This is a genomic window from Paenibacillus puldeungensis (assembly GCF_042678945.1).
GTDB lineage: Bacteria > Bacillota > Bacilli > Paenibacillales > Paenibacillaceae > Fontibacillus > Fontibacillus puldeungensis.
In genome coordinates this window covers 56,606-74,769 of sequence record NZ_JBHTLM010000020.1, presented here as the reverse complement: position 1 = coordinate 74,769, position 18,164 = coordinate 56,606, and the positions used below count along the sequence as shown (strand labels likewise).

16 protein-coding genes and 2 riboswitches are annotated in these 18,164 nt (G+C 50.5%); of the genes, 8 read left to right on the top strand and 8 right to left on the bottom strand.

All coding sequences use genetic code 11. The features are described from left to right. The first annotated feature begins 123 nt into the window (after positions 1–123). A complete protein-coding gene (locus ACFQ3W_RS21230) occupies positions 124–1,044 on the top strand; it encodes a LysR family transcriptional regulator (protein WP_379321242.1) in 921 nt (306 codons plus the stop codon). On the opposite strand, the gene ACFQ3W_RS21225 is transcribed toward ACFQ3W_RS21230, so the two are convergent. After that, positions 1,032–1,880 carry a carbon-nitrogen family hydrolase gene (locus ACFQ3W_RS21225; protein ID WP_379321241.1) on the bottom strand — a complete coding sequence of 283 codons (849 nt, stop codon included), beginning with the start codon at positions 1,878–1,880 and terminating at the stop codon, positions 1,032–1,034. The genes ACFQ3W_RS21230 and ACFQ3W_RS21225 overlap by 13 nt on opposite strands. A gap of 556 nt (positions 1,881–2,436) precedes the next feature. Between ACFQ3W_RS21225 and proB the strand changes: the two genes are divergently transcribed. From proB to mtnB, 4 genes are read left to right on the top strand one after another with little or no spacing between them, the layout of a single operon-like run. Beyond that, complete coding sequence (gene proB, locus ACFQ3W_RS21220; RefSeq protein ID WP_379321240.1) at positions 2,437–3,543, top strand: glutamate 5-kinase; 1,107 nt, start codon at positions 2,437–2,439, stop codon at positions 3,541–3,543. A gap of 43 nt (positions 3,544–3,586) precedes the next feature. Next, positions 3,587–4,834: a glutamate-5-semialdehyde dehydrogenase gene (locus ACFQ3W_RS21215; protein WP_379321239.1), complete on the top strand. Its 1,248-nt coding sequence runs from the start codon at positions 3,587–3,589 to the stop codon at positions 4,832–4,834. A gap of 31 nt (positions 4,835–4,865) precedes the next feature. Further along, positions 4,866–5,726: a pyrroline-5-carboxylate reductase gene (proC, locus tag ACFQ3W_RS21210; RefSeq protein ID WP_379321238.1), complete on the top strand. Its 861-nt coding sequence runs from the start codon at positions 4,866–4,868 to the stop codon at positions 5,724–5,726. A 60-nt stretch (positions 5,727–5,786) separates the two neighbouring features. Then, entirely contained in the window at positions 5,787–6,443 is a 657-nt protein-coding gene (gene mtnB, locus ACFQ3W_RS21205; RefSeq protein WP_379321237.1) for a methylthioribulose 1-phosphate dehydratase, read from the top strand. A gap of 136 nt (positions 6,444–6,579) precedes the next feature. Here the strand turns inward: mtnB and gcvH are convergent, their stop codons facing one another. Then, the gene (gene gcvH, locus ACFQ3W_RS21200; protein WP_379321236.1) at positions 6,580–6,975 is read right to left on the bottom strand and encodes a glycine cleavage system protein GcvH; all 396 of its coding nucleotides are present in this window, start codon (positions 6,973–6,975) and stop codon (positions 6,580–6,582) included. Between the two features lie 256 nt (positions 6,976–7,231). Next, positions 7,232–7,334: riboswitch (glycine riboswitch) on the top strand. A gap of 3 nt (positions 7,335–7,337) precedes the next feature. Continuing rightward, positions 7,338–7,445: riboswitch (glycine riboswitch) on the top strand. 128 nt (positions 7,446–7,573) lie between these two features. Here gcvH and gcvT point away from each other — a divergent pair. The 3 genes from gcvT to gcvPB are packed head-to-tail and all read left to right on the top strand — an operon-like array spanning position 7,574 to position 11,564. After that, entirely contained in the window at positions 7,574–8,701 is a 1,128-nt protein-coding gene (gcvT, locus tag ACFQ3W_RS21195) for a glycine cleavage system aminomethyltransferase GcvT (protein ID WP_379321235.1), read from the top strand. Between the two features lie 14 nt (positions 8,702–8,715). Next, positions 8,716–10,071, top strand: a complete 1,356-nt coding sequence (gene gcvPA / locus ACFQ3W_RS21190) for an aminomethyl-transferring glycine dehydrogenase subunit GcvPA (protein ID WP_379321234.1) — start codon at positions 8,716–8,718, stop codon at positions 10,069–10,071. Further along, positions 10,068–11,564 carry an aminomethyl-transferring glycine dehydrogenase subunit GcvPB gene (gene gcvPB, locus ACFQ3W_RS21185; protein WP_379321233.1) on the top strand — a complete coding sequence of 499 codons (1,497 nt, stop codon included), beginning with the start codon at positions 10,068–10,070 and terminating at the stop codon, positions 11,562–11,564. The genes gcvPA and gcvPB overlap by 4 nt, the downstream gene beginning before the upstream one ends. A 491-nt stretch (positions 11,565–12,055) precedes the next feature. Here the strand turns inward: gcvPB and ACFQ3W_RS21180 are convergent, their stop codons facing one another. From ACFQ3W_RS21180 to ACFQ3W_RS21155, 6 genes are all read right to left on the bottom strand, one after another. Beyond that, positions 12,056–12,949, bottom strand: coding sequence for an undecaprenyl-diphosphate phosphatase (locus ACFQ3W_RS21180; RefSeq protein ID WP_379321232.1), 894 nt, complete (start codon positions 12,947–12,949; stop codon positions 12,056–12,058). Between the two features lie 6 nt (positions 12,950–12,955). After that, positions 12,956–13,591, bottom strand: coding sequence for a DedA family protein (locus ACFQ3W_RS21175; RefSeq protein ID WP_379321231.1), 636 nt, complete (start codon positions 13,589–13,591; stop codon positions 12,956–12,958). Positions 13,592–13,604: 13 nt separating this feature from the next. Continuing rightward, a complete protein-coding gene (locus ACFQ3W_RS21170; RefSeq protein WP_379321230.1) occupies positions 13,605–15,560 on the bottom strand; it encodes an FtsX-like permease family protein in 1,956 nt (651 codons plus the stop codon). Continuing rightward, on the bottom strand, positions 15,535–16,305 hold the full coding sequence (locus ACFQ3W_RS21165) for an ABC transporter ATP-binding protein (protein WP_379321229.1): 771 nt from the start codon (positions 16,303–16,305) through the stop codon (positions 15,535–15,537). Before ACFQ3W_RS21165 ends, ACFQ3W_RS21170 begins: the two co-directional genes overlap by 26 nt. Before the next feature lie 117 nt (positions 16,306–16,422). Continuing rightward, on the bottom strand, positions 16,423–17,397 hold the full coding sequence (locus tag ACFQ3W_RS21160; RefSeq protein ID WP_379321228.1) for a HAMP domain-containing histidine kinase: 975 nt from the start codon (positions 17,395–17,397) through the stop codon (positions 16,423–16,425). 3 nt (positions 17,398–17,400) lie between these two features. Next, positions 17,401–18,096, bottom strand: a complete 696-nt coding sequence (locus tag ACFQ3W_RS21155; protein WP_379321227.1) for a response regulator — start codon at positions 18,094–18,096, stop codon at positions 17,401–17,403. Between the last annotated feature and the right edge of the window lie 68 nt (positions 18,097–18,164).

Here is an 18,164-nt window from a genome sequence, read left to right as displayed (position 1 = left end):
GAGGGATCGCCCTATATGCTGTATACTGTTCATAGGCAAGCCCTATAAGAAAATACATTCTCCTACCATCGCTTTATCATTTTTTCGAACGCAAAATATACTCTCCCGCAAAGGAGTCGAATTATGGAACTTAGACAGCTTCAATACACACTGCAAATTGCCGAGGAAAGAAATTTCTCCCGTGCGGCCGACAAACTGCATATCGCCCAGCCCTCACTAAGCCAGCAGCTATCCAAGCTGGAGCAAGAGCTCGGCGTAAAATTGTTTCAGCGCAATACGAGCACGGTAGAGCTCACGCACGCTGGGGCCAGCTTTATCGAACACGCCCAAAAAATTATGGATGCCGTAGCGCAGCTCCGTCAGGAAATGGACGACATCTCCCAACTGCGGGCTGGCCGCGTCGTCGTCGGAAGCATGCCGATTACCGGCTCTCACCTTCTGCCGTATGTCCTGCCCGCATTTAAGGACGCATACCCGAATATTGAAATCACTTTGCTGGAAGACACCTCGCTGAATTTGGAAAAGCTGACGGCCGGCGGCGGAACCGACCTTAGCCTGCTTTCCTTGCCGCTTCAAGAGCCTACACTGACCTGTGTACCGATCGGAGAAGAGCCGATCGATCTGGCGGTTCCCCCGAATCACCGGCTGGCCTCCCCAGAAGCATCAACAGACGGAGTTTTACTGGAGCAGCTAAAGGATGAGCCTTTTATCGTCCTCAAGAAAGGCCAGGGATTCCGTAAAATAACCGTAGATTTATGTCACGGAGCCGGATTTGAGCCGAACATTGTGTTTGAGAGCAACAATATCGAAACCGTCCAATCCCTCGTTGCTGCGGGGATGGGGATCACCCTGGTTCCGCGTTTTATCGCCCGTGCGAAACGCAGCGAGCTGATCCCGATTTATGTTCCGCTTACGGCCCCCGTTCCTAGCCGGACACTGGTGATCGCCTATCGCAAAGGGCGTTATCTGTCTAAAGCGGCAGAAGCCTTTATCGAAACGTTTAAAGTCATTATGGAGCAGCGAAAGTCGATCTACAGCTCATAAAGCGATGGCCTGCGATCAGTGAACACCGGAATTTGGTTTCGAACCCTGTCTACGAGGGATAGATCGATTTCGCCGGAGATAATTCCCTCCTCTTCGCCACCTTCGGCTACAATTTCGCCCCATGGGTCAATGATCATCGAATGGCCGAAAAAAGAATCGCTGCCGCTTGTGCCGATCCGATTGCAGCCTATGACATACATTTGGTTCTCGATGGCCCGGGCCATAAGCAGTGTTCGCCAGTGATGGAGCCGAGGATGCGGCCACTCGGCCGCCACAATGAGCAGCTTGGCTCCTTTTAGCGCGAGGCTGCGCGCTAGCTCCGGAAAGCGGATATCGTAACAAATCGCTGCACCAGCCGTAACTCCGCCCAGATCAAACGTTACTTTTTGATCTCCTGGAGTTAAGTGCTTCTCCTCCTCCATTAAGCGAAATAAATGGATTTTGGAGTAGCTGCCGAGCTCCTCGCCTAGGCGATTAAAAAGGAGCATCGTATTGTACACTTTTCCGCTGCGTTTCTCGGCGACCGACCCGCCAACGACATAAACACCATGCCGCTTCGCAAAGGTAGAGAGCCAAGTGCGACTCTCCTCGCCTTCCGGATCAGCAAGCTTATCGATCGTTTGTAGGGCATAACCGGTGTTCCACAGTTCCGGCAAGACGATTAGATCAGGCTTTTCAGCGGAGGAGACCGCCTGCTCCATGAGCCGTTCAAATTTTTCACGGTTTTTCTTCGGCTCTCCGAGTATGATGTCGCTTTGAACTAAGGCTATTCTAGAAATATCCGCTTTTCGCTCGAACGATGAATTAGTCAGTAGATTGATTTTCTGATCGGTCATCGCTTGAATTCCACCCTCCCTCGAGAAATCGAAACCGTCGTCGCAGTACATAGTTCATATCTACGTGGCTATATTCTGAATCCATCATAGCGGGCCCTTTGTTAATTCCGCAACCAATTCACTTTTTGTTCCAGAAAGAAAATATATCATGCGTATGGTGGGGGTTTCGTGAACAAAATTAGTCCAATTTTACGGGGTTTCTTTTGCAAACCTGTGAAACGCGTGTTATTCTAACATTAATTAATGACAATGATTATATTCGTTAAGCCATAAACGCTAGGACGGGACCAGTACGAAAGTTTAGCGGCGCTCAGAGAGTAAATTCCTTAGGCTGAAAGAATTTACAAGCTTGCCCTTTCCGAACCCTATCCCCGAGCGGCCGGATACAAGCCGGACAGCGCCCCTGTTACCGGGCATTCAAGTCGGATGATAACCTCATCAATAAAGGTGGTACCGCGGAAGTTAAACTTTCGTCCTTTGCATGCAAAGGCGGAGGTTTTTTTATTTTTAAGTCAGTTTTTCTAAAGAAGATATTTATGCGTTAGGAGTGGTCTCGATGCTGCGTCGTATCGTCGTAAAAATTGGAAGCAGTTCGCTGACTTCGTCGGAAGGAGGACTGAATCGGGATGCGGTTCAATATTATGCAAATGAACTAGCCAATCTCATGAAGGCTGATCTGCAGCTGCTGCTTGTCACTTCTGGAGCGGTTGCGGCCGGTTTCCGCGAAATCGGATACCCCGAACGTCCGAAGCTGCTTCATGAGAAGCAAGCGGCTGCAGCCGTAGGGCAGGCACTGCTTATGCAGAACTATCGTGAAGCACTGGCCGAACACGGCATATCCGCGGCGCAGGTGCTGCTCACCCGTTCCGATTTTCAGAACCGCAAGCGAACTGGGAACGCTAGTATGGCTATCGAAGAGTTGCTGCGGCAAAACGTGCTGCCTATCATCAATGAGAACGACACCGTTTCTATAGACGAGTTGAAATTCGGCGACAATGATACCCTGTCAGCTCTCGTTGCAAATCTCATCAAAGCTGATCATCTGATTATTTTGACGGACATGGACGGACTCTACACCAAAGATCCGCGTATTGATCCATCTGCTAGCCGGATTAACCGCGTAACCGAAATCACTAGCGACATCTATGCTATTGCCGGAGGAGCCGGCTCTTCCGTCGGTACCGGAGGCATGCGCTCCAAAATTGATGCTGCTAAAGTCGCTTCTTTAGGAGGCGTTCCGGTCTTTGTAGGCAAGGTTGATCAACCCGGTGAGCTACGTGCAGCCCTTCTGGGGGACGGGCGGGGCACCTATTTTGAAGCTCACGGCGCTGCTCTCCCGCGCAAGAAACAGTGGCTTGGCTTCTTCTCCACTCCATTTGGAACGCTCACCGTAGACGCTGGCGCCGAGGAGGCGCTGATTCACGGAGGCCGAAGCCTCCTGCCGGTTGGCGTCAAGCAAACGACCGGACACTTCCACACGGGTGATGTGGTGGAGGTCGTGAATAAAGCTGGTGAAGTCCTTGGCCGGGGGATTGTTAATTATGATGCCGACCAGATGTCAGACATTCTGGGCCTGCCTAGCACCGAGGTCATTAAAAAAATGGAGTCGGTGCACCGACTGGAAGTCATTCACCGCGATGAATGGATTTCATTAAAAGCTTAGTCATCCAAAAACCATCATCAAAAAAACAAGGAGGTTCTAAGACATGAGTGAAGTGAGACACAAAGCCGAGCTTGCCGGAAAGGTCGTATCTGTGCTGAATAATTTGACGACCGAGCAAAAAAATGAGGCTCTATTAGCCGTAGCAAAAGCGCTTGAGAGCGGTTGTTCAGAAATCATCGCCGCTAATGAGGAGGACCTGCAGCGCGGACGGGAGAACGGAACTTCTCTTTCTCTGCTCGATCGCTTGGCCTTAAACCCCGAACGAATCAAAGGTATCGCAGAAGGGCTGAGGCAAATCGCCGATTTGCCTGATCCGGTCGGAGATGTGCTCGAAACCATTGACCGCCCGAACGGGCTGCACATTGTAAAGCGTCGTGTGCCGCTTGGCGTAATCGGCATCGTGTACGAAGCGCGTCCGAACGTGACTGTGGACGCGATGGGGCTTTGCCTCAAAACCGGTAACGCCGTCGTGCTACGCGGAGGCTCCTCTGCTCTTTCCTCCAATCGTAAAATCATTGAGATCATTCATCAGGCGCTGGCAGCTACCGCTATCCCGCAGAATGCCGTACAGCTGATCGAGGACCCCAGCCGCGCTTCCGTCGATGAAATGCTCAAGCTGAATGGCCTGCTTGACGTCGTTATCCCACGCGGCGGCAGCTCGCTGATTCAGAATGTTGTGCAAAATGCCACCGTTCCGGTAATTGAAACCGGCGCCGGCATTTGCCATACGTTTCTCGATGCTTCCGCACAGCCGAGAATGGCTACCTCCATTTCGCTGAACGCCAAAGTACAGCGTCCTTCGGTTTGCAATGCGATGGAGACGCTGCTCGTGCACAAGGACTTTGCGGCTCAGCATTTTACCGACTTGGCAAACCGATTTAAGGAGTCAGGCGTTGAATTAAGAGGCTGCGAAGCTACGAGACAGCTCGTACCTTGGGCTGTTCCAGCAAGCGATGAGGACTATGCCACGGAGTACAACGACTATATCCTGAACGTCAAAATCGTTAACGATCTGGATGAGGCGATCGCACATATTCGCCGCTTCGGCACAAAGCACTCCGAATGCATCGTCACGGAGGACACGGGGAATGCGGAACGCTTCCAGCGAGAGGTCGATGCAGCCGCCGTATACCACAACGCCTCTACCCGCTTTACGGATGGCTTTGAGTTTGGCTTTGGCGCAGAGATCGGCATCAGTACGCAAAAGCTGCATGCCCGGGGTCCGATGGGGCTGCCGGCTCTGACCTCTAGCAAATATATCATACAAGGTAACGGACAAATTCGGCAGTAGACGTCTGCCAATACACCAGGAGGTTTTTGCAATGAATTTAAACCATTCTCTGACCGCTTCAAAAATATGCTTTTATGGCGCCGGTTCCATGGCGGAAGCGATCGTCCGCGGGCTCATCCATAAACAAGTGGCCAGTCCGGATCATATTGCCATGCTCAACCGCTCAAGCCAGGAACGGCTCGTTTACTTGTCGGACCGTTATGGCGTTATGACCGCCAATCACGAAGAATCCAAACGCTCGTACCTGCAAGGCGCCTCCATTATCGTACTCGCTATGAAGCCGAAGGACGCGGGCGAAGCGCTAACTCAGCTAGGTCCACTGCTTCAAGAAGGACAACTCATCATTTCGATGGTTGCCGGGCTTTCGATTTCTACTATTCAAGCGCTGCTTGGCGTTAAAGCCCCAATTGCTCGAACCATGCCGAATACGTCGTGCTCGATCGGTCAGGGGGCAACCGGCATCTCCTTCTCAGAAGAAGTAACTGAAGCTGAAAGAGCCCAAACGTTATCGATGTTTGAGGCAGTAGGAACCGTAAGTGTCATTCCGGAAGAACAAATGGAAATCTTAACCGGTATTTCCGGCTGCGGTCCCGCTTATATTTACTATATGATGGAAGCGATGATCGCCGCAGGCGTCGACGGCGGACTCACACCTGAGCAAGCAAGGGATCTGACGGTACAGACTGTACTCGGCGCCGCCTGCATGATGACGGAAACCGGCGAGGAGCCGTCCAAGCTGCGCGCCGACATTACATCGCCGAACGGATCAACCCAGGCTGCGCTGGAGGTGCTTAATCAGGGGCGTTTCCTGGAGCTCGTTCAAGCTGCGGTGCACCGTGCTACGGAACGCTCGCACGAAATGGGCAATGACGTGAAGGAAGCCCTGAAATAACATGATATTTATGATCAAAAATAATTAGCGATTGAGTGCACAAAAAGGAGGACCCCGCACATGACGTTTGCGGACATCCGTTGGGAGGAAAAGCAAACAGCTCTTGCGGAGCTGCGAGCCATGAATGACCAGTTGGCCAAACTCGGCTGGTTTCCGGGCTCGAGCGGAAATCTGTCAGTCCGGGTTGGCAGTTTTACCCCGAATGAGTTCTATTTTGCGGTCAACTCTCGTGTGAAGGACAGATCGCCCATTTCGGCGGAAAGCTATCTGTTCGTAGATGCTGCAGGGAATCCTTGTGAAGCGACCGACCTGGAGCCTTGCTCTGAAACGCCTGTTCATGCGAAAATCTATCGAATGACCGGCTGCGGTGCGGTTTATCATGTCCATACGGTTTTTAATCATGTGCTTAGTGATTATTACAGTGACGAAGGCTATGTTGCAGTACAGGGTAACGAGCTAACCAGGGATTTCTGTACAGGTATTGTTGGGGAATCCGAGCAGTTACGTATTCCTATACTCCCTAATAGCGTGGACATATCATCGATCACTAAACAAATCCCCGGGGCACTAAACCTGGATGTCCCTTGCTTTTTGATGCGAAATCACGGTATTTACGTTTGGGGAAAAACAGCGTTGGAGACAAAACACCGACTTGAGGCTTTTGAGTTTATTTTCGAGGTGCTATACCGTTCTCTGCTGCTCCCTCCCAAACGTTAAGCCAAATAGTGAACAGGAAAACCGCTGAAGAGGGAATCTCTTCAGCGGTTTTTTACTATGTTTTGTCGTCTATAGCTTGGACTTAAATGTTATTGTGCTGCTATTTGAGAGAAACTAGTCTGCGCGTACCAACATATCATTTTTCGATAAACTCCGCATACCCCTTCGCATCCAGCAACTTGGCAAATGCGGCATTTGGGTCTTCCTTAAGCCGAATCCGAACCATCCAGCCACCGTCGTACGGCTCCTCATTCACAAGCTCGGGGGCCGACTCCAGTTTCCCGTTAATTTCGAGCACCGTTCCGCCGACCGGCGTAAACAAATCAGCCACCGTCTTGACCGACTCGATTGTCCCGATGCCATCCTCCGCTTCTACTTCCTGCCCCAGATCCGGCAACTCAACGAATACAATATCACCAAGCCGGTGTTGGGCTATGTCGGAAATGCCGATTTTTACCGTACCATCGCCTAAATCAAGCACCCATTCATGCTCCTCACTGTACCAAACATTCTCCCTAATAACGCTAGCCACGCCAGTCTCCTCCTCTTTTCGGGTGGTAATCCGAATTATTAAATACAGGTAGAATATGAAATGTCTGACTATAAGAGAACTTCCACGTTCAGATTATTCCAAATCTAGCTATCATGTCAATATTATTAACACTAATCCTAGATTCGGTATCATGTAAACGCTGCCTTTAATACATCTTAAAAATAATAAAAATTTTTATGATAACTTTATTGACATATTCACGGGATTTGGGTATTAATGGATGTGTAGTCAGCGGTTGAGGGCAGAGGGAGAGATTACGGAGCACCGCACTGTAACGCCGAAGGAGCAAGCCGCACACCCGCGGTGAATCTCTCAGGCAAAAGGACTTCTGCCGGACGCATCTCTGGAGAGAATTCGCAATCCCGCGAATCACCCAAGGGGAAACCTGTGTTTTTCACACCTTATGCCGAGCACCTATACAGGGTAACTCTCAGGTACCAAGGACAGAGCCCGAGAAAATCCGCATGTTTTAAACATGCACGATATTTTCTTTGGCCTGTTTTTTTATGCTCAAATTTAGCTGGTAAACAAAGAAAATTCAAAACGGCCCATTAGCGGCTACACTTGAGGTGATCCAATGTCTGACCACAATCTGCAAAAAACGCCGCTCTATCCCCTCTACCATCAATACGAGGGTGTTCGCTGCATCGATTTCGGCGGCTGGGAGCTGCCGGTACAGTTCAGCGGTATTCAGAAAGAGCACGAAGCCACCCGCGAGCGAGCCGCGCTGTTTGACGTATCGCATATGGGCGAATTTTACTGCACCGGTCCGGAGGCGAAGAGCTTTTTGCAGCGAATGACGACCAATGACGTAACGTTGCTTGAACCTGGAAAAGCTCAGTATACACTGCTTTGTTACCCGAATGGCGGCGTCGTTGACGACCTGCTAGTCTATAAGCTGGCCGAAGCCGAGTTCATGCTTGTCGTCAATGCCTCCAACATCGACAAGGATTGGGCGTGGCTGCAGCAGCACCTTCCCGAATCGGGCGTAGAGCTGCGTAATGCCTCTGATGATACTGCCTTACTCGCTTTGCAAGGGCCGCACGCTGCAGCCATTCTATCGAACGTGTGCAATGCCGATCTGACAGGCTTAAAGCCCTTCCGTTTCCTGCCTCAAGCCAATGTTGGAGGCATTTCGCTTCTCCTCTCCCGAACCGGTTACACCGGGGAAGACGGGTTCGAAATGTACTTGAACGCGGTGGATGCCCCGGCGCTTTGGGATGTACTGATGAAGGCCGGAGAAAGCTTCGAACTCGTTCCCGCAGGCCTTGGCGCAAGAGATACGCTGCGCTTTGAGGCCGCGCTTCCCTTGTACGGCCAAGAACTATCCCAGAGTATTACTCCGCTGGAGGCGGGTCTAGATCGATTTGTGAAGTGGATTAAGGGTGATTTTGTGGGACGTACGGCCCTTTGGGAGATGCATGAACAAGGCTTGCCCCGCAAAATGGTGGGGCTTGAAATGCTTGACCGCGGTATTCCCCGCACCCATTACCCTGTTATTGCCGGGGAGACACAAATTACTATTGGTGAAATAACAACTGGTACACAGTCCCCTACGCTTAAAAAAAGTTTGGGCATGGCGCTGATCGATAGCTCCTTTGCAGAGATGGGTACGGAGCTGGAGGTTGAAATCCGTGGCAAACGACTCAAAGCCAAGGTTGTGCCGCTGCCATTCTATCGTCGAAACTCATCCGCCAAGCGGTGAAAGGAGCCAATATTATGTTGAAGCACCGTTATCTACCTCTGACCGAACAGGATCGCGAGGAAATGCTGGCTGTAATTGGCGTGGATTCCGTGGATGCGCTGTTTAAGGACATACCGGATGATCTGCGCTACCAAGGAACACTCCCGGTGTCTCCGCAGCTTGACGAATACGCACTAACTCGGCATATGTCCATACTGGCCGCACGGAATGCCGATACGGACCGTTATGTCAGCTTTTTGGGCGCAGGCATTTATGACCATCATATTCCTTCCGTTATAGGGCATGTCACCTCCAGATCGGAATTTTATACGGCCTATACTCCCTACCAGCCGGAAATCAGCCAAGGCGAGCTTCAGGCAATCTTCGAATTTCAGTCGTACATTTGTGAGCTGACAGGGCTAAAAGTAGCCAATGCCAGCATGTATGACGGGGCAACGGCGATCGCCGAGGCAGGATCGCTTGCAGCATCCGCGACCCGGCGCAAGAAGCTGGTCGTCTCCCGAACCGTTCACCCCGAGGCCAGACAGGTGCTGGCAACCTATGCACACGGCCTGAACCTTGACATTGTAGAGGTTGGCTGGTCTGAGGGCGTGACGGACATTGAGGCGCTTACGGCTGCGGTCACGAAAGATACCGCAGCCGTTCTGGTACAAAACCCTAACTTCTTCGGTGCAATTGAAGACATTGAAGGCATGGCGAAGCTGATTCATGAACACGGCGGCCTCATGATCGTCAGCAGCAACCCGCTTTCGTTAGGGCTCCTTGAAGCTCCCGGTAAACTTGGCGCTGATATCGTCGTCGGTGATGCGCAGCCGCTCGGCATCTCACCTTCATTTGGCGGCCCTACCTGTGGATTTTTCGCCGTATCCGAGGCGTATATGCGCCGAATTCCCGGGCGAATCGTCGGGCAAACCGTCGATCGAAACGGCAAGCGCGGCTTCGTGCTGACGCTGCAGGCGCGTGAGCAGCATATTCGGCGCGAGAAGGCGACCTCCAACATTTGCTCTAATCAGGCTCTACTGGCGTTAACCGCCTCGGTCTATATGTCTGTTATGGGCAAGCAAGGCATGGCTGAGGTAGCTGAGCTCAATTTGCAGAAATGCCACTACGCCAAGGAACGCTTGGCCTCCATTCCGGGAGTAAGCCTTGCGTTTGATGCACCTGTTTTTAATGAATTCGTGATTCACCTCCCCGAAAATACCGATATGAAGAAGCTGCAAACAAGACTTCTGGAAGCAGGATTTATTGGCGGTTATGAGCTTGGCCGTAGCTACTCGGAGCTTTCCGCTCATATGCTGGTGGCTGTCACCGAAAAACGAACGAAAGCGGAGATTGACCAATTCGCAAGCCTATTGGAGGAATCGTTATGAATGAAATGAACGGAGCTAAAGAAGATAGCCTGCTGATTTTTGAACGAAGCCGCCCGGGCAGGATTGCCTATTCTCTTCCGGAATGCGACGTTCCTGTCGTTCCTAAGGAGCAGCTGATACCAGCCGGCCGGCTGCGCGGCGAAGCCCCCGCCTTCCCCGAGGTTTACGAAGTCGATGTAATTCGCCATTATACCGGTCTGTCGCGCCGTAATTTCGGCGTAGACAACGGCTTTTACCCGCTCGGCTCTTGTACGATGAAGTACAATCCGAAAATCAACGAAGATGTAGCCCGGTACCCCGGCTTCTCTAAAATCCATCCTTATCAGCCTGAGGATAGCCTGCAAGGAGCATTGGAGCTAATGTACCGTCTACAGGAAGACCTTGCCGGTATTACCGGGATGGACGAGGTTAGCCTGCAGCCGGCGGCCGGAGCCCACGGGGAATGGACGGGCCTGATGATGATCCGCGCCTACCATGAAAGCCGCGGGGAGAACCGGACTAAAGTAATCGTGCCGGATTCCTCGCACGGAACGAATCCAGCCAGTTCTTCCGTCGCTGGCTTCGAGACGGTAACCATCCCCTCCACCGCGCGCGGCATGGTAGATCTTGACGCGCTGCGAGCCTCCGTCGGTAGCGATACGGCGGCGCTTATGCTCACGAACCCGAACACGATTGGCCTGTTCGAGGAAGACATTGTCCAGATCGCCGAAATTGTGCATACTGCCGGGGGGTTGCTTTATTATGACGGGGCCAATTCCAATGCGATCATGGGAATTACGCGCCCGGGCGATATGGGCTTTGATGTCGTCCATCTAAACCTGCACAAAACGATGAGCACACCGCATGGCGGCGGCGGCCCTGGCGCTGGCCCGGTCGGTGTGAAGGAGTTGCTTAAGCCTTTCCTCCCCGAGCCGACAGTGATCAAGGAGGAATCGGGACGCTACGCGATCCGCGGCAGCCACGGGGAAAATCCAAGCACTTCGACCAGCTCCATCGGTAGGGTGAAAGCTTTTTATGGCAATTTCGGGATTCTCGTCCGCGCCTACACCTATATCCGCAGTCTAGGTCCGCAAGGATTACGTCAGGTGTCAGAGGACGCTGTACTGAACGCCAATTATATGATGCACCGGCTAGCCCCGTATTTCGACCTGCCTTACCCGGAATTATGTAAGCATGAATTCGTCATGTCCGGCAAGGGACTCGCTAAATACGGTATCCGCACACTTGATGTGGCGAAGAGACTCCTTGATTTCGGATACCATCCGCCGACCATCTATTTTCCCCTGAATGTAGAGGAATGTATAATGATTGAGCCAACGGAAACGGAAAGCAAGGAGACGCTCGACGCCTTCATCGACGTGATGATCAGGATCGTGAAGGAAGCAGAGGAGCACCCGGACATTTTGCTAAATGCTCCTTATACTACTCCAGTGACCCGTTTAGACGAAACCGGAGCCGCGAGAAAACCGGTGCTGAGCTGCACCTGCGGGTAGCCTTCTCAAATGAAAAAACCGTTCAAAAAATTCTTTGGACGGTTTCGTTAAGGTGAACCACGTACGTTAGCGCATGGAGAAGGAAAGGTATGGGGGTCCCACCGTTTTTCACCCCATACCTCCCATCTCTTCTGTTCTCCCCCCTACCATACGTATTAAATGTATTATGTGCAGCTATATCCGGGCAGCTTGTGGACTTTTTGATTTTAGCTGCATTATGTACATTTAAGTTGGTGCAATTTGGCTGTATAGGGTCATTTCACCTCTAATAGCTGCACTTTCTGCAGCTAAATGCTCGATGCTGCCAAAAAGGAACTATTTAACTGTATAAAATGCAACTAGTGAATTTATCCATCATTAAGAGTCCTGTCAATACCCCGTTTTTCACTAGTTAATCTACACATTTACTGATCGCTTACTATACCTGAGAGCGAAAATAGATACCACAATTCCTCATTAATCATAAAAAGTTCTTTAGTCCAGCCCCTCTTTTAAAAGTAAACGACCCAAATGACGATAGCCAGCAAAATCCGGTACACCGCAAACGGCACCAATTTGATGCGATTGATCAGCTTCAGGAAAAAGCGGATCGAGAGCAGTGCAAAGACAAAGGCGCTAATGAACCCGGCGATAAAGAATGGCAGCGCCTCTGGGGTGAAATATTGCAGGTTCTTAAATAAAGAAATGCCACTCGCCCCGACCATAATCGGTACGGCCATAATGAAGGTAAAGTCGGCCGCCGCCCGGTGGCTTACTCCCATCAATACCCCGCCGGAAATCGTGGAGCCCGAACGAGAAAACCCCGGCCATACCGAGAAGCATTGAAACAAGCCAATCGTCAGAGCTTGCTTATAAGTAATCTGATCCACAGTCTTCACCGTCGGCTCCTTTGGTCCGAACCGGTCCGCAATAATCATAAGCACAGCCCCTAAAACAAGTCCGATCAACACGGTTGATGTAGAAAACAAATACTCATCAATATAGTCCTCGGTCAACGTTCCGAGAATCCCTGCCGGAATCAATCCGACGATCACCTGGGCCAGTTTGAGCCGCGGCGGATTTACTCCAGATTGTCCAGTTAGGGCGAGATGGTCCGCTTCGCTTGCGGATTGGAGTTTGTGATTACCTTTCCCTTTCAGAAAACGCGACAGCCCTAACAAATCGATGAACCTTTTCCAAAAGACAACAACTACAGCTAAAATCGAGCCAAGCTGAATCACCACTTTAAACGTATTCGCTACATATTTGGAGGCTAACAGCTGCTGCGTTTGCAGCCACATGTCGTCCACAATAATCATATGACCGGTGGACGAGACCGGAGCGAACTCCGTCAGTCCCTCCACCAGTCCCAAAATAATCGCTTTGATGATACCGATAATATCCACTAATAGTTACTCTCCTTTTTCCAGCGACTCCCATGACGCTTGTTTTCTTTTCCGAACCAGCCAAAGGAGTATCAGCGTTAGCCCGATTGCGATTAATCCATAAACAACGTATGAATAAATATCCATGAACTCAACGATCTGCTCCCAAGATCCCCCTACTGCCGCACCGACCAGTACAAGTGCAATATTCCAAATTAACGTGCCGATGGTCGTAAAGAACAGGAACAAACCAAATTTCATTTTAGCCATCCCGGCCGGAATGGAAATCAGGCTGCGAATAAGCGGAATCATACGACAAAACAGCACCGTCCAGTAACCGTATCGCTCGAACCAGGCATCCGCCCGACGAATATCCGCTTTTTTCACCCTAATGTACCGGCCCCACCGGTCAATCCATTTCTCCAAACGGTCCACATTCAGCAGATAGCCGATTCCATAGAGAATGACCGCTCCAATCACAGACCCCAAAGTTGAAGCTATGATTACCCCTGTCGCCGTCAGGCTTGTATATGTGGTCATAAAACCTCCAAACGTCAGAATGACTTCCGACGGGATCGGAGGAAATACATTCTCCAAAGCTATTAGAAGAAAAATGCCGAAATACCCGTATTGCTCCATAAATTGTGTAATCCAGTTTTCCACACTCTACCTCCGTTCAGGTTGATCTCATCGTTTTTCTGACATTTCGTAAATAGCGGGCGCGAATAAAAAAGAAATACACGACTTGCACCAGCAAAAATGTGCATAATATAAGCCCTGTTTCCCAGACGACCGAAAAATTGAAAAAGCTCTGCATTGCGATAAATGCAAACAAGCTGTGTATGATGGCGAGCACGATCGGAACGAAAAATAATAAGCCGATTTGTCTCGTGACAATTGCGGCTAATTCCTTATCCGTCAAGCCCAGCTTGGCCATGGCTGCATATTGCCTTCGGTCGTATTCAAGATCGCTGTAAAGCCTGAAATACAGGAAGCTGCCTGCAGCGATGAAAAATACCGTTCCGACCAGCAGGGCAAAAAAGAGCAGCGCCCCGTAGGTAGTCCGCTGCACTTTGTACAGCGTTCCGCTTACCGTCATCGAGTATGATTTGCCCTCTTTGTAGCGAACCTCCCCCTTCTCCGCAAGGGAAGAGGCGAGGCCCTCCGTTCGCTGCAAATGATCCACAAAGAAAGCCGTCAGACGGTCAACCTCAAGCGGCGATTTAATGCGCTGCACAAACTCGTCGCTTACAACCAAGCCAGAGTAGGAGCCGTCCCGGTCATTCCCTATCTGCTCAGTGAGCCATTCCGGAATGGCCACATGCTCCGTCAGCCCGATCTCCCGAATGCGAAGCCCTTGATCCTTCAACACATAACCTACAAGCTTTCGATGCTTCAGCAGCAGCTTCTCACGCTGAGAGCTTATCAACACAAGAGCTTCGTTATTTTTCAGCTCCTTCTCATGAACCAGAAATCCTGCAGTGGTCATAAGTCTCCGGTAGTCCGAGTAAGCAATGACTGGAAGACGATCTGGAGAAGATGCTTCGGTGGAGGAAGCGATGCCAACCAAATAAACTGGCAGCTTTTCCGTACGGTAACGGATGCCTCTCGTAGTCAATTCGTTATCAATGAGCTTTATATACTCCGTCTCCAGCTTGTTACCAGCTTTGCTGACATAACCGATATCCACCGGGTAATCATGCTCGAACTCATCGGCCATCCGATTGATCGAGGCAAATGCGCCCATCGCGCAAAACGTAACCGTGGAAATGATGGTCACCAGAAAGAGCATGACCGCATTGTCCTTCATCCGGTAAGCGAGGTTCGAAATCGTGACCAGGTTCGTTTTTTTCCAGTAAAAACGAAGCCGCTTCTTCACCGCCTCAATCAGAAATACGCTAAATTGACTGAAAAACAAATAGGTTCCTAATATCGTCATCCCCGTCACCGGCAGCATTCGGATCATCAACGTGGAAGCAGATGTTGTAACGGCCAGCACATAGCTTAACCCCAGTAAAGCAGCCGCTAACAGCGATAATGGCACTGACGCTTTAGTCTGCAAAGCCGGCCTAATCCCGGTTTGCAACAGATCAATGAGCCGGTGCGGCCCGAGCAGCACGGTCGTAAGAAGTGAAATTAGTAGAAACAACAGCGTAAACGAAAAAATCGTCAGTAGCAGACTGGACCACGTTATATGGAACGATAGCGGAGGAATGCCCAACAGGTTCGAACCGAACATCAAAAATAGCTTGGCGGTTAATATGCCGCCGGCCATACCGCACACAATTGCTCCGGCTCCGATAAGCATATTTTCCAAAAACACCAGCCTGCGCAGCTGCTTTTCCGTCATGCCATGCAGCAGCAAGATGCCGAATTCTTTTTTACGTGACCGAAGAAACGACCCAACTGAATAAATGACAAAGAATACCGAAAACACATACATGATCGCTTCCGCCGTCTCGAGCACATACAGCGCCGAATGATACACCAGCTTTTCCCGCAAGTCCGGATGAAACAAAAACATGGCGCAAACGAAAAAAATCATCACCGAAAAGGAGCTGCTTAGGAAATAGGCGGCGTAAATTCGTTTGTTACGCAGAACATTGTTAAAGGCGAATTGACGAAAGTTCATGGCTATCTCCTCCCAGCAGGGACATCATATCAATGATTCGCTGGAAAAAGGCTTGCCGGTTGTTTCCCCTATAAAGCTCGTTGTACAACTTTCCATCCTTGATAAAGAGTACGCGGTGGCAGTAGCTCGCCGCCAGCGCGTCATGCGTCACCATCATAATCGTCGCCTTATACTGTTCGTTCATGCGCGCAAATGCCTCCATTACATCTCTGGACGATTTGGAATCAAGGTTTCCGGTCGGCTCATCTGCCAAAATCAGCGACGGTTCATGAATCATCGCCCGGGCGATAGCTGTTCGCTGCATTTGACCGCCTGACATTTCGTACATGTATTTGTTTAAGACGGACTCGATGCCGAGACGGGAAGCCATCTCCTGAGCCTTAGCCTTCATATCGCGTACGGAAATCCCATCCAGCGTTAAAGGCAGCACCATGTTTTCCTCAGCCGTGAGTGTATCGAGCAAATTAAAGTGTTGAAAAATAAACCCCAGCTCGCGCCGCCGGAACAAAGCCGTTTGCTGCCGATCCATCCGGTGCGGATTTTGTCCATTCAAGATGACTTCCCCGGAGGTCGGCTCATCGATCGTTGAGATCACGTTAAGCAGTGTTGTTTTTCCACTGCCCGACGGACCCATAATACCTACGAAATCCCCCTCCTCTATCCGAAAAGTGACATGGTCCAGCGCTTTGGTGGCTATTTTCCCTTCATAAATTTTTGATAACGCTCGAACTTCCAGAACCGGCATAACGGTACTCCTTTACCCTGACCTGAGTTTATTATATAAAGGCTGAGACGGCCTAAACCATCGCTCAACCTTACAGTTACCTTACTTCCTTGTAAGATTTGGGTCTTGAATTGGGGATTAAGACCACACGATCCGAACCGTAGTGCCTTTACCTATCTTGGACTCCAGCTCTACCCGGTGACCTAATTTGCCGCATATTTGCTTTACCAGGTACATGCCCATCCCCGTAGACTCTTGAAAACGGCGCCCGTTTTCACCGGTGAAATAGGGGTCAAATACACGTGGCAGGTCGCTTTCGGGGATTCCGATCCCCTCGTCAGCGATTTCCAGCACCGTATCCTTATCGCGGACATAACCGTGAAATTGAACCTTGGCATTTTCCTTCACCGTATACTTCACGGCATTCGTTACGATCTGTACCAACACAAACGACAGCCACTTCTCGTCCGAGGCGATGGATAAATCACCTTCAATTTCGATTTGTGGAAACACCTTTCGCCGGATGAACAGCCGTTTTTGAGAGGACGTCACCGAGCGGACCAGCTTCTCCAAATCCAGAGTCTCGACGTAAAAATCATGCTCAAACGTATCCAGACGTGCGGTGTACAGCACCATCTCCAGCCCTTTTCGCAGGCGGTCTATCTCGTCCTCAATCGCAACCGATCTCGGATCATCCTCATTTTGCACCATGAGATGAATAACCGATACAGGGGTCTTCATCTGGTGCACCCACTGATTGATGAAATGCAGATGTGCTTCTACTTTGCTTTGCTGCTCGTGAATTTCGGATAAATAATAGCGATATTGCGCTTTCAGCAGATGATGCAGGCCTTCCGACAATGGCGAACCTGGTTTCACATCAGTAAAATCTTGCAGCGAGGTTGACGGCTCCTCAAGACGACGGTAAAACGTCCGATTTGTGATATAACGATAAACCAGGTAGGCCAGCAGCAAGCATCCGCTTAGTAACGCGGCGTATAAGCTGTTCGCCAGATTACGGTAACCGTCCAGCCAATAGACCACGGAAGTCAACACCAGCTGTAAAGCATAAATCAAAATCAACGGGCGCTGCTCCCTAAGAAAAAGCCTCACTCTCTACCCCTCCCATTGCGGAACCAGGCGATAGCCTTGTCCGCGCACGGTTTGCAGCGCATCATCAATGCCTAACGCCGACAGCTTCTTTCTAACCCGGGTCACATACACGTTTAGCGTGTTATCATCGACAAAGGCCTGATCATCCCATATTTTTTCCAGTAACCGTTCCCGGCTGACGACCTGTTCGCACTTGCTCATGAGCTCGTCCAATATTTTAACTTCCGTTAAGCTTAGCTCCACTCGCGTTTCGTATAAGCTAAGATGCAGGCGATCCCGGTCTAGCCGAAGGCCCGATACGGTCAACGTGCGCTCATCCGCATTCCCGGCATAAGTCCCATACGCCCGGCGGAGCTGACTCATAATTTTCGCGATAACGATATCATAATCGAACGGCTTCGTGATGTAGTCGTCCGCCCCATTTTCCAGCGCCATGACCTGATCCATCTTACCTTCACGTGCTGATAGAAAGATAATAGGACAGGTGGACAAATTGCGAATCTGACGGCACCAATAATAACCGTCATATTTCGGCAGATTGACATCGAGCAGGACGAGATGCGGAGCATATTGCTCAAAATCCGTCTTTACGGCGCCAAAATCTGTCACCGCATACGTGCTGTAACCAAAACGCTGCAGGTATTCATCCAGAAGGGCGACGAGTTGATTGTCATCTTCGACGATAAATATTTTGAACATCCGAATATTCTCCTTTATGTTGATCCACTTTCTGAATTGTATCAAATTCAAGCCGCTAAAAGAAAATA

What these genes read in the sequence shown, in the direction of transcription:
- ACFQ3W_RS21230 (WP_379321242.1), top strand. Translation starts at nt 124, where the DNA reads ATGGAACTTAGACAGCTTCAATACACACTGCAAATTGCCGAGGAAAGA.
- ACFQ3W_RS21225 (WP_379321241.1), bottom strand. Translation starts at nt 1,880, where the DNA reads ATGACCGATCAGAAAATCAATCTACTGACTAATTCATCGTTCGAGCGA.
- proB (WP_379321240.1), top strand. Translation starts at nt 2,437, where the DNA reads ATGCTGCGTCGTATCGTCGTAAAAATTGGAAGCAGTTCGCTGACTTCG.
- ACFQ3W_RS21215 (WP_379321239.1), top strand. Translation starts at nt 3,587, where the DNA reads ATGAGTGAAGTGAGACACAAAGCCGAGCTTGCCGGAAAGGTCGTATCT.
- proC (WP_379321238.1), top strand. Translation starts at nt 4,866, where the DNA reads ATGAATTTAAACCATTCTCTGACCGCTTCAAAAATATGCTTTTATGGC.
- mtnB (WP_379321237.1), top strand. Translation starts at nt 5,787, where the DNA reads ATGACGTTTGCGGACATCCGTTGGGAGGAAAAGCAAACAGCTCTTGCG.
- gcvT (WP_379321235.1), top strand. Translation starts at nt 7,574, where the DNA reads ATGTCTGACCACAATCTGCAAAAAACGCCGCTCTATCCCCTCTACCAT.
- gcvPA (WP_379321234.1), top strand. Translation starts at nt 8,716, where the DNA reads ATGTTGAAGCACCGTTATCTACCTCTGACCGAACAGGATCGCGAGGAA.
- gcvPB (WP_379321233.1), top strand. Translation starts at nt 10,068, where the DNA reads ATGAATGAAATGAACGGAGCTAAAGAAGATAGCCTGCTGATTTTTGAA.
- ACFQ3W_RS21170 (WP_379321230.1), bottom strand. Translation starts at nt 15,560, where the DNA reads ATGAACTTTCGTCAATTCGCCTTTAACAATGTTCTGCGTAACAAACGA.
- ACFQ3W_RS21165 (WP_379321229.1), bottom strand. Translation starts at nt 16,305, where the DNA reads ATGCCGGTTCTGGAAGTTCGAGCGTTATCAAAAATTTATGAAGGGAAA.
- ACFQ3W_RS21155 (WP_379321227.1), bottom strand. Translation starts at nt 18,096, where the DNA reads ATGTTCAAAATATTTATCGTCGAAGATGACAATCAACTCGTCGCCCTT.